Raw genomic sequence first — 12,079 nt, 5'->3', positions numbered from 1 at the left:
GATCACACCAGAAGGTCGAGGGACTGTTCGAGGTCGGCTTCGCTGTGGTCGGCGTTGATGAAGAAGCGGAGGCGGCAGGCGTCGCGGGGCACTGCGGGGTAGCCGATGGGCATGACGTTGACGCCCTGCTCCAGCAGCGAGTTGGACAGCGCCATGGTCTTGTTCCAGTCGCCGACGATGACCGGGATCACCGCCGACTCCCGGGACACCCCGACGTCCAGGCCGCGCTCCCTGGCCCCTGTACGGAACAGCTCCGCGAGCTGCCGCACCCGCGCCACCCGCTCGGGCTCGTCCCGGATGACCCGGAACGCCTCCAGGGCCGCCGCCGTGTTGGCCGGCGAGATCCCGGTGGAGAAGATGTGCAGCGGCGCCGTGTACTTGAGGTACTCGATGATCGGGTGGCGGGCCGCGATATAGCCGCCGAGGCTGCCGATCGCCTTGCTGAGGGTGCCCATCCACAGGTCCACGTCGTCGCGCGCGATGTGGAAGTGCTCGCCGACGCCGCGGCCCGTGCGGCCGAGCACCCCCAGGGAGTGGGCCTCGTCGATCATCAGCATGGCGCCGTGCCGCTGCTTGACCTCGACGAAGCGGGGCAGCTCGGGGATGTCGCCGTCCTGGCTGTAGGCGCCCTCGATGACGACCAGCGCCCGGCGGTAGCGGGACCGGCCGGCGGCGAGGATCCGGTCGAGGGCTTCCCAGTCGTTGTGCGGGAACGGCCTGCGCTGGGCGCCGGAGAGGATGCAGCCGCGCACCGTGCTGTCGTGGCTCCACTCGTCGTGGACGATCAGATCCTCCGGTCCGAACAGGTGCCCGACCGTGGCCACGTTGGTGGCGTGGCCTCCCGAGAAGACGATGGCGCCCTCGGTCCCCAGGAAGGAGGCGACCTCCGCGTCGAGTTCGTGGTGCAGCGGTGTCTCGCCGAAGAGCAGCGGTGTCGCCGAGCTGGAGGTGCCGTAGGTGTCGATCGCCTCCTTGGCGGCCTGGCGTACCCGCGGGTGGTGGGAGAGGGCGAGGTAGTTGAAGGCGGCGAAGTTGACGGCCTTACGGCCGCCCACGGTGACGATGCCGGAGTTGAAGCCCTCGTGGGTACGGCCGTAGGGGTTCTCACCGTGTGCGACGGTCTGCCGCAGGCGGTCCTGGAGTTCCGCGTACTCCGGCCACTCCTCGATGGTGTACTCGGGCTTCACCGCGGGCGCCTGCCGGTTCGGCGGCTCGGCCGCGAGTACCGGCGGCACGGCTGCGGCCTGTGCCGCGGCCTGCGCTGTCGCCTGCGCTGCGGCCTGTGGGGACACCGGCAGCCGTGCGCCGCCGCCCTGGCCCGCGCCCGCTTCGGTGAGCAGGTCGATCACGTCCCGCACGGTGGGGTCTTCCGGCAGGTTGTGCCGCAGCCGCTCCGCCTCGTAGGGGAAGCAGGCCGAGATCCGGCGCTGCAGGTCGGTACGCATCAGCGAGTCGAGGCCCAGGTCCATGGCGAGCCGGGCGTGGGCGGGTATCTGGTCGGCGGGAAAGCCGCAGACCCGGGCCACGCTCTCCAGCACGATCTCGCCGACGGCGGCCGGTGCGCCGGAGCCGGTCGTCGGGGAGGGTGGGGAGGGCACGGCAGGGGACGGGGGACGGGGGAAGGCGGTGTCGGGCAAGGCGTCCTCCGGGCCGGGGAAGCAGGGCGATGCCGGGGAAGCGGGGAAGGCGCCGGAGGCGCTCCCCGTGCCGGGTGCCGGGACGGCCGTGTGCGGCGTGAACCAGTACGACTCGCGCTCGAAGACCGTGTGCGGCGCGTGGGTACGGACGGGCGGGGTGTCCCGGTCGAGTTCGCGCCAGTCCACGGCACCGCCGGCACAGTGCAGACGGCCGAGCGAGCCCAGGAGCGTGGCCCACTCGCCCGCGCCCCGGCGCGCCGACGGCAGCCACAGCGGCCGCCCGTCCGCCGCCTGGTGGTCCTGGGACATGACACGCGCCGAGGAGAGCAGCGTGGGGTGCGGGCCGATCTCGACGAAGGAGTCGCAGCCCATCCGGCGCAGCGTCGCGAACCCGTCGGCGAACCGGACGGTGCCCAGCATGTGCCGTACCCAGTAGTCGGCGTCCACTCGCTCGACGCGTTCGCCGGTGGCGTCCGAGACCCAGGGGATCTCCGGCTGCCCGAAGGCGACGCCGTCCAGGGCCTTCCGCAGCGGGGCCGCCGCCTGGTCCATCATCGCGGAGTGGAAGGCGTGCGAGACGGCGAGCCGGCGCACCGTGATCTGCCGCGCCTCCAGCTCCTGGCCGGCGGCACGGACATCCACCGCAGGTCCGGAGAGCACCACATGGCGGTCGGTGTTGACGGCGGCCACCGAGAGGGACGGGAACCGCGCCGCCACTTCGAGCGAGACCTCGGCCTCACCCGCGCACGCGATCATCTCGCCCTCGCCGGGCTGTGCGTCCATGTGCCGGCCGCGCTCGACGGCCAGCACGAGTGCGTCCTCAAGTGAGACGGCGCCTGCCACGCAGGCCGCGCCGATGGCGCCGACGCTGTGTCCGAGCACGGCTGCGGGCCGCACGCCGAGCGCCTTCCACAGTTCCGCCAGCGCGACGGAGAACGCCACCATGGCGGGCTGGCAGTACCGGGTGCGTCGCAGCCGCTCGCCCCCGTCCTCGTCGAAGAGGAGGTCGAGCAGCGAGAGGCCCAGCAGCGGCCGCACGGTCTTCTCGGCACGGTCCAGGACGTCGGCGAAGGCGCTGTGCGCGGCGTACAGTTCGCGGCCCATGCCCGCGTACTGCGTCCCCTGGCCGCTGAAGAGGAAGGCCGTCGTGGGCGCGGGCGCCTCGACGGTGCTGCCGCGGGTCACCGCCATCGACCGTTCGTCCCGGGCCAGCGCGTCGAGGGCCGCGTCGAGTTCGGTGGCCGTGGAGAAGGTGAGCGCGGCCCGGTAGGGCAGATGCGTACGGCCGGTGTTCGCCGTATGGCACAGGCCGGCCAGTGACAGCTCCGGCCGCGCGGCGACATGGGTGCGGTAGCGGTGGGCGAGCGAGGTGAGGGCCGTGGGGGTGTGCGCCGACAGACACAGGGCGTGCGCCGGGCGAGCGGTGGTCACCTGCTCCTCCTCCCGTACGGTTTCGGGCGGGGCCTCGACGATCAGGTGGACGTTGGTGCCACCGAAGCCGAAGGAGCTGACACCGGCCCGCGCTGTGGCACCGCTCGGGAGCGGCCCGCGTTCGGTGGGGACGGCCAGTCCCGAACCGTCCCAGTCCAGGCGCCGGTTCGGGGTGGCCAGATGGAGCAGTGGCGGTACCTCGCGGTGGCCGACCACCAACGCGGCCTTGATCAGCCCCGCGACGCCCGCCGCCGCCTCCAGGTGCCCGATGTTGGTCTTGACCGACCCGACGAGGCAGGGCCGCCGCGCGGGCCGCTCACTGCCGTACACCTCGGCGAGCGCCTCCCACTCGACGGGGTCGCCCAGCGCGGTGCCCGTGCCGTGCGCCTCGACGTAGTCGATCTGCCCGGCGGTCACCCCGGCCTGGTCGAGCGCCTTGGTGATGACGGAGCGCTGCGCCGAACCGCGCGGCGCGGTGAGGCCGTTGCCGCGGCCGCCGTGTACCAGCGCCGAGCCGGTGATCGTCGCGTACACGCGGTCGCCGTCGGCCAGCGCGGCCGAGAGCGGCTTGAGGCACACCAGGCCGACGCCCTCGCCGCGTACATAGCCGTCGGCGGCGTCGTCGAACGTGCGGCAGCGGCCGCCCGGCGAGAGCATCTCGCCGTCGGACAGCGCCGCCGACAGGCCCGGGGTGAGCAGCAGATTGACTCCCCCGGCCAGCGCGAGCCGGCTCTCGCCGCTGCGCAGGCTCTGGCAGGCCATATGGACCCCGGCGAGCGAGGCGGAGCAGGCGGTGTCCACGACGAGGCTCGGGCCGCGCAGGTCGAAGAAGTAGGAGAGCCGGTTGGCCGCGACAGACGGTGCGTTGCCGGTCGCCGCGTAGACGTCCGCGGACCCCGGGTCTGCGAGCTGGAGCTGCCCGTAGTCCTGGCTGCTCATCCCGATGACGACGGCGGTGTCGCTGCCGGCCAGCCCGGCGGGTGCGATACCCGCGTCCTCCAGCGTCTGCCACGCGGTCTCCAGCAGCAGCCGTTGCTGCGGGTCCATGCGGAGCGCTTCGCGGGCCGAGATGCCGAAGAAGCGGGCGTCGAACTCGTCCACCCGGTCCAGGAAGCCGCCCTGCGCCGGGGTCCGTGCCGCGTGCGGGTTCCACCGCTCGCCGGGCACCTCGCCCACCGCGTCCCGGCCGTCGAGGAGGAGCCGCCAGTAGCTCTCCACGTCAGGAGCGCCGGGGAAGCGGCACCCGATTCCCACGATCGCGATCGGCTCGCCGGGGGCTGTGGGGGCACCGGTGCGGCCGGTGGTACGGACGGTGGCGGTGGCCGCGGTGCCACCGGTCGCGGCCTGTGCTGTGCCGTGCGCGCCGAAACGTATGGCGACGTCCCGCACGGTGGGGTGGTCGAAGACGACGCCGGTGGGCAGCCGGCGGCCGAGCAGTTCGCCCAGCTCCCCGGCGACCGCCACGGCCTGCTTGGAGTCGAGTCCGAGGGAGGCGAACGTCCGGGTGGGGTCGATCACCTCCGTCGGCAGGCCGAGCCGGCGGGCGACCCGCTCGGTCAGCCAGCCTTCGAGCTCGGCGCTGTCCGGCTCCGTCCGGTCACGGTTCCCGTCGGACTTCCCGTCGGACTTCCCGGCGGACGGGCCGGTCGTCGGGCCCTGTGCGGCGCCATCGCGCTCCGCGTCGGCCAGTTCGGCGAGCAGGAGTTCGACCAGGGTGCCGGTGTCCGGGCGTACCAGCAGTTCACCGACCGGAATGTGTACCCCCAGCTGCTGTTCGAGCGCCGCCACTAGTTGCAGCAGCCGGGGGTAGTCGAGGCCCAGCGAGGCCAGATCGCGCGGGACGGGCGGCTCGGCAGGGGTACCGCTCGCCTCCGCCGTGGCGGAACCGCCCGCCGAGGCCAGTGCCTCGGTGACGAGGGCGGCCACCTGGGAGCGGCGCTCCTGCTCGGACAGGCCGGACAGCGCCGTCGGCCGGGAGGAGGTCCCCTCGGTGGCCGCTTCGGCGTCCTGCGCGGGCTCCTCCGCCTCGCGTGCGACGCTGGCGGCGACCACGGTCATACGGAGGTCGAGGAAGGCCCGGCGGGTCGCCTGGCGCTGGATCTTGCCGCTGGTCGTCTTGGCCACGGAGGAGTGCCGCACCAGCGCCACGGTGTGCGGGGTGACCTGGTGCTCCTCGGCGAGCGCTGTGCGCAGCCGCGCCAGCACGGAGGCGGGGTCGTCGGTGCCGCGGCCGATCTCGTAGACGAGCGCGAGCTGTTCTCCGCCGGGGGTGGGGACGCCGAAGGCCGCTCCGTTGTCCGGGCGTACGGCCTCGGTGGCCTGCTCGGCGGTCAGTTCCATGTCGTGCGGGTAGAAGTTGCGGCCCTGGACGATGACGACGTCCTTGGTGCGGCCGACGAGGTAGAGCTGGCCGTCCCGCTGGAACCCCAGGTCGCCGGTGCGCAGCCAGGCCTGTTCGGGTTCGTCGTCGAGGCGCGCGTCGAAGGTCTCGGCGGTCAGTTCGGGGCGGTTCCAGTAGCCGAGGGCCACGCTCGGGCCCGACAGCCACACTTCACCGATCTGTTCGCTTCCGGTGCGTCGCCGCGTGGCGGGGTCGACGACCGCGACCCGGGCGTCCGGGACCGCCGGACCGCAGCCGACGACACGGGTACGGCGGGACGTCCCGGTTCCGGCCTCCCGCACCTCGCCCGCCGCGAGCGCGTCGGCATCGAACGCCTGCACGGTGGGCGGCTCGCCGGGGCCGATGCCGGTGGCCATCAGGGTGGCTTCGGCCAGCCCGTAGCAGGGCAGCAGGGCGCGGCGGTCGAAACCGGCCGGGGCGAAGTAGTCGGCGAAGCGCTCCAGCGTCTCGGCGCGCACCGGCTCGGCTCCGTTCAGCGCCAGCCGCCAGTGGCTCAGGTCCAGCGCGTCACGCTCCTGCGCGGTGACGCGGCGCAGGCACTGCTCGAAGCCGAAGTTGGGCGACACGCTCATCGAGGCGCGGGTGCGGGAGAGGGTCTCCAGCCACAGCAGGGGCCGCTGCACAAAGGTCATCGGGGCCATGAGGTGCGCGGTGAACCCCCCGTACATGGGGGTGAGCAGTCCCCCGATGAGACCCATGTCGTGGTAGGGCGGCAGCCAGGAGACCATGCCGGAGCCGTCGTCGAGTTCGAGCCTCAGATGGGAGGAGCGCAGGTTCCGCACCAGGTTGCCGTTGCTGACCATGACGCCCTTGGGCGTGGCGGTCGACCCGGAGGTGTACTGCAGGAAGGCGAGTGAGTCGCCGTTGGTGCCGGGCTCCTCCCACTCGTCCGCCTCGGCCGTGCTCAGCTCCTCCTCGGTCAGCCAGGTCAGCCGGTCCAGGCCCAGTGCGGCGAGCTCGGCGCGGTTGCCGTGCGCGGCTTCCCGTACCTCGCGGGTGGTGAGGGCGTGGTCGGCGCCCGAGTCATGGGCGATGGCGGCCAGACGCTGCATGGTCTGGCCGAACTTGGCGTTCTGGGGCGGGTAGGCGGGCACCGCGACGGCTCCCGCGTACAGGCAGCCGAAGAACGCGGCGATGTAGTCGAGCCCCGGGGGGTGGAGCAGAAGTACCGGCCGGCCCTTGAGCTGTGCGCGCTGGAGGTACGCCGCGACAGCGCGGGCGCGCCGGTCGAGCCGGGTGTGGTCCCACGACTCCTCGGCGCCGGAGGTGTCGGTCAGAAAACGGTAGGCGACCGCGTGCGGAGCCAGTTCGAGGCGCCGCCGCAGCAGCCCGGCGACGGTCGTCGGCTCGGCACCTTGCCAATGCGCCTCGAGAGAATCTGGAGTCACAGTCGTCCGCTCCGTCACTGTCGAGCCGCGCCGGTGGGCGCCGCTGTGGACTGGGCCGGGCCGTGCGCCAGCCGGCGGTAGTCGGCCTTGCCGTTGGCGTTGCGCGGCAGTTGGTCGAGGCAGGTCGCCGAGTGCGGCAGCATGTAGGTCGGCAGGCGCCGTGCGCAGTGCTGCTTGATCCGCACCAGGCTCGGCTTGGGCGCTCCCGGGTGCAGCGTGTAGTAGAGGACGAGGCGCGCCTGGGGTCCCTCTCCGGTGAGGAGCACCGCGGCGTCCGCGATGTCCGGGTGCTGCTGGACGGCCGCCTCGATCTCACCGAGTTCGATCCGGTAGCCGGAGACCTTGACCATGCGGTCCTCGCGGCCCCGGTACACCAGCAGGCCGTCGTCCTCGTAGCTGACCAGGTCACCTGTGGGGTGTTGCCCGGCGCAGTGGAAGGCGGTCGCCGGGTCGGTGGTGCGCCGCCAGTAGCCGGGGGTGACGCAGGCTCCCCCGACGATCAGATGTCCGATCACGCCGGGCTCGGTGACCGGGGCCCCGTAGTCGTCGACGACGTCGAGCCGGGCGCCGGTGATCGGCCCGCCGATGGGGACGGGTGTCTCGCGCCGCAGATCCTGTGACCTGACCCGGTGGAAGGTGCAGACGTTGGTCTCGGTCGGCCCGTAGAGGTTGTACAGCGCGGTCTCCTCGGGCAGCAGCGCCGCCAGCTCCCGGAGCCGGGGTACGGGGAAGACCTCGCCGGCGAACAGCACGTAGCGCAGCGAGCCCGCCCCCTCCCGGGTGAGCGCTCCGGAGGCGGTGAGCAGGCCGAGGATGGAGGGGACGGAGTACCACACGGTGACGCCGTGTTCGCGGATGCCGGCCGCGAGCGCGGACACGTCCCGGGCCGCCGAGTCGCCGACGATCCACACGGCGGCACCCACGGTCAGCGCGGTGAACAGGTCGAAGGTGCTCAGATCGAAGTTGAACGAGGCGTGGTTGGCGAACACGTCGTCGGGGCCGACGTCGAGCTCCTCGCGGGCCCAGCCGATGAAGTTGGCGAGGTTGCGGTGGGAGATCCGCACGCCCTTGGGCGCGCCCGTGGAGCCGGAGGTGTAGAGGATCGCGGCCAGGTCCGTCGACCGGAGGGAGGGCAGCAGGGTGATGCGGCCCGCGGCGCCGCCCGCGAAGTCGGTCCAGGAGCGGACGGGAACACCGGAGACGGTGGCGGGTGACGCGGCACCGTCGACGACGATCATCGTGAGGGAGGACGGCAGTTGGCCGCCGTCGAGGGCCGCCAGGTGGCGCTGGTCGGTGAAGAGGACGGTCGGTTCGGCGTCGGCCAGGATGGTCAGCACCCGCCGGCTGGGCTGGCCGCCGTCGAGCGGTACGTAGGCGCAGCCGACGTCCAGCGCGGCGAAGACCGCCTCCGCGTAGCGGGGCTGCTTGTCCATCCAGACGGCGATCCGGTCGCCTGGCCGTACGGCCAGGTCGAGCAGCCGGACCGAAAGGGCGTCGACGCGAGCGGTGAACTCGGCGTAGCTGACCGGTTCGGCTCCCACGAACGCCGGGCGCTCGGCCTGCTCGGCCGACAAGTCGCGGGGCAGCCGGATCACGGCGGGGTGTGCGTCCATCGTCCTTGCCTCCTGTGCGCTCACCGGTCGGCCCGCAGCACGCCGGTCTCACGGGCCGCGTCGAGGAAGATGTCCGCGGCGAGTTCGAGATCCTCCGGGGTGTGCTCACAGGTCACGCTGACCCGCAGCCGGGCGTCTCCGAGCGGTACGCCGGGGAAGACCACGGTCTGGCAGTACAGGCCCCGGGCCCGTACCGCGCGGCCCATCTCCATCGCCAGCCGCTCGTCGCCGATGCGGATGGGCAGGATGGCGCTCTCGGAGTTCTCCAGATCGAACCCGGCCTCCAGCAGCCGTGCGCGGAGCGCGCCGATGTTCGTCCACAGGCGCTTGACCCGCTCCGGCTCCGCCTCCATGACATCGATCGAGGCGATCAGTCCGGCGGCGACTCCGGCGGGGATGTTGGCCGCGAAGACGTAGGAGTTCGAGTAGAAGCGGAGGTACTCGACGACTTCCTCGTCACCGACGACGAACCCGCCCATGCCGGCCAGTGTCTTGCTCATGGTGCCGAGTTCCAGATCGACCTCGCCCTTGAGGTTGAAGTGCTCGGTGGTTCCGGAGCCGCGGGCGCCCAGGACGCCGGTCGCGTGCGCGTCGTCGATCATCACGCGGGCGCCGTACGTCTTGGCCAGCCCTACGATGCCGGGCAGGTCGCAGATGTCGCCGTGCATGCTGAAGACGCCGTCGGCGACGATGAGGGTGCCGCCGGGCGAGTCGGCGCCGCGCTTGAGCACGCGTTCGAGATCCGCCATGTCGTTGTGCTGGTAGATCCTGCGGCCGGCGCCGGAGAGCTTGGCACCGTCGACGATGCTCATGTGGTTGAGCTTGTCGACGACGAGCGTGTCGTAGCTTTTGACCAGCGCCGAGATGGCGCCCAGGTTGGCGGAGTAGCCGCCCGGGTAGACGATGCAGGCCGGGCGCTGCTTGAAGGCGGCCAGGCGGCGTTCCAGCTCCTTGTGCAGCATGTTGGTCCCGCCGATGAACCGCGATCCGGTGTGTGTCGCCCCGTAGGCGCGGGTGGCGTCGCAGACGGCTTCGATCACCCTGGGGTGGTTGGCGAGGCCGAGGTAGTTGTTCGAGGCGAACATCAGGAACTCGCGCTTGCGGCCGGCCAGTTCGTCGAAGATGACCGCACGGTTCTCGCAGCGGGAGTGCAGTGGCATGCCGTACCAGTAGAGCTGGTCCGCCTCGCGGCCGCGCAGATAGGTGCCGAAGGTGCGGGCCTTGGCGAAGATGTCGGGGTCGCGCTGCTCCACGAAGTCCTTCATCGAGCGGCCGTCCCACCCGTCCTCGGCCGCGTCGGGTGCCGGCTGCCGCTGCGCTTCCCCGCCCGGTGCGGGCAGGTCCGGGGCCGGGGCCGCCTCGGTCTGCGCCGCCTGTGCCGGTTCGGGTCGGGGGGCCATGGTGCGGGGGGCCGTGGTCCGGGGGGTCACGGTGTGGGGTGCCATGGTGCGGGGGGTGTGCTGGGACCAGGCCGCGCTCAGCCGGTCGGCCAGCTCCCGGAGCGTGGTGGCCTCGCCGAAGCCGGGCACTGTTTCCGGCGCCCCGAAGGACTGTGCCACCTCCGCCACGACAGAGGTCAGGATCACCGAGTCGATGCCCAGGTCCCGCTCCAGGTGGGCGTCGAGGCCGAGTTGTTCCGGTCGGTACTGCGTCTGGCGCTGCGCCGCCGACAGGAGGGCCGACAGGATGGCGTCGGGGCCGTCGGACCAGGCGGCCCCGGCACCGCCCCGTCCCAGTTCGGCGGCGACGGCGGCGACCAGTTCGCGGAGGGTGGTCACCTGCCCGCTCAGCCTGTCGGGCAGACCGAAGTGCTCCTTCACCGCGGCGAGGATCGACTCCAGGATCACCGAGTCGATGCCCAGGTCCGCCTCGAAATGGCTGTCGGGCAGCAGGTAGGACTCGTCGTACAGAGTGCGCTCGGCGACGATTTCCACCACCTGCTCGTGCAGGCGCGCCAGATCGGAATGTTCTGCACCGGTCTCCGTCATGCGGCATTTCCCCCCTCGTCCTGGCGCAACCGGCCGACCAGCGCGGAAATGGTGTGCACGGAACGGAAGTTCTTCAGCGTGACCTCCTGAATGGGGACGGTGATGGAGAATTCACGCTGGAGGAATCCGACGAGGTCGAAGATTCCCATCGAGTCGATGATGTTGAGTTCGGTGAGCGGGGTGTCCGGTTCCAGGCTCTCGGCGTCGCCGTCCATCCAGACATCGACGATGTAGTCGCTGATGAGTTTCTGAGGTGTCATTGCCGTCCTCGGTTCGGTCGCCGTGGCGTGCCTGTCCGGCAGCGCTGCTCACGGTCCGTCGGTCAGCTCCGTTCGACAGCGGGCCAGGTGAGCGTCGTCGCGCCCCACGTCAGGCCGCCGCCGAACGCGGTCAGCAGCACACGGTCGCCGGACGTCAGCACGCCCTCGGCGTGCGCGTGGGCGAGTGCCAGGGGGATGGAGGCCGCTGCGGTGTTGCCGACCTCGGCGATATTGCTGACGGCCCGCTCGCGCGGGAGCCCGATCTCGTCGGCCAGCCGTCGGGTGATCCGGTGATTGGCCTGATGGGCGACGAGATGGTCCACGTCCTCGACCCGCCATCCGGTACGGTCCAGAACCGTCTGGGCGCTCTGGCCCATCCGCTGCACCGCCAGCCAGAAGACCTTCTTGCCCTGCATGGTGAAGTAGTAGTCGTCGGGTACCGGGTCGGGGTGGGCGCCGCCGGGCGGGGGGCCGCCGGCCGGCACGGTGATCAGCTCCACCCCTTCGCCGTCGCTGCCCAGGTCGAACGGGCCCAGCGCTCCCTCCTCCTGCGGGCTGCCCGCGCGCAGCACCACGGCACCGGCTCCGTCACCGAAGATCACCGAGGTGGAGCGGTCGGCCGGGTTGAGGATGCGGGAGAAGGTCTCCGCGCCGATCACCAGCGCGCGCTCGGCGACGCCGGTGGCGATGAGCCCGGCGGCTGAGGCCAGCGCGTAGAGGAATCCGGAGCACACGGCTGAGACGTCGTAGGCCGCCGCGTGGCCCAGGCCCAGCTTGCCCGCCACGGTGGGCGCTGTCGCCGGACACGGGCGGTCCGGTGTCGTGGTGGCCACCACCAGGGCGTCGACGTGCGGATCGCCGGAGGACTTCAGCGCCCTGGAGCCGGCGCCGACGGCCAGGTCGGAGGTGAGCACGCCCTCTTCCGCCACGTACCGCTGCTTGATCCCGGTCCGCGAACGCACCCATTCGTCCGAGCTGTTCAGCCGCGCGGCGAGCTCCTCGTTGGTGACGAGTCTGCGCGGCAGGCAGGCGCCGATGCCGGCCAGTACGGCCGCGCGGGTCACCGGGCGCTGCCCGCTGGACGGCTGTTGGTACGGATCCTTTGACGAGGCGCTGGACGTGGCCGAGACGTAAGACGACGGCAGGGAACCACCGCGTGCTCCTCCCCGTGGATGACAGCCCGTGGGCTTCGGTCGCTCGCAACGTATGAGTCAGGACTGACGGCACGCTGACCGATTGCTGACCCCTCGTCCCGTCAGGCATCGGTCAGCGCACGGTCAGCCGGCGACCGCATAGTTGCCGCAACGCGTCACAACGCATTTCACGCGGTGCGGTACCGGTGCGGTGCCGCGCATTCGGGA

At 72.0% G+C, this 12,079-nt stretch carries 5 protein-coding genes; all 5 read right to left on the bottom strand.

Annotated features, from left to right (window positions below; translation table 11 throughout):
* Positions 1–2: 2 nt before the first annotated feature.
* Positions 3–6,857, bottom strand: a complete 6,855-nt coding sequence (locus tag HC362_RS30325) for a type I polyketide synthase (protein ID WP_243087359.1) — start codon at positions 6,855–6,857, stop codon at positions 3–5.
* A 14-nt stretch (positions 6,858–6,871) separates the two neighbouring features.
* Entirely contained in the window at positions 6,872–8,470 is a 1,599-nt protein-coding gene (locus tag HC362_RS30320; RefSeq protein WP_243087358.1) for a D-alanine--poly(phosphoribitol) ligase, read from the bottom strand.
* A 20-nt stretch (positions 8,471–8,490) separates the two neighbouring features.
* Positions 8,491–10,458 carry an aminotransferase class I/II-fold pyridoxal phosphate-dependent enzyme gene (locus HC362_RS30315; protein ID WP_243087357.1) on the bottom strand — a complete coding sequence of 656 codons (1,968 nt, stop codon included), beginning with the start codon at positions 10,456–10,458 and terminating at the stop codon, positions 8,491–8,493.
* A complete protein-coding gene (locus tag HC362_RS30310; RefSeq protein ID WP_243087356.1) occupies positions 10,455–10,718 on the bottom strand; it encodes an acyl carrier protein in 264 nt (87 codons plus the stop codon). Before HC362_RS30310 ends, HC362_RS30315 begins: the two co-directional genes overlap by 4 nt.
* A gap of 62 nt (positions 10,719–10,780) precedes the next feature.
* Positions 10,781–11,782 (bottom strand): beta-ketoacyl-ACP synthase III, encoded by a 1,002-nt coding sequence (locus HC362_RS30305; protein ID WP_243087355.1) that lies wholly within the window; start codon positions 11,780–11,782, stop codon positions 10,781–10,783.
* Positions 11,783–12,079 lie beyond the last annotated feature (297 nt).

Origin of the sequence: Streptomyces sp. 891-h (genome assembly GCF_022760275.1) — a bacterium.
In the GTDB taxonomy this organism is placed as follows: Bacteria; Actinomycetota; Actinomycetes; order Streptomycetales; family Streptomycetaceae; genus Streptomyces; species Streptomyces spirodelae.
The sequence above is the reverse complement of the archived record's forward strand: the minus strand, read 5'-3'. Positions and strand labels throughout refer to the sequence as shown.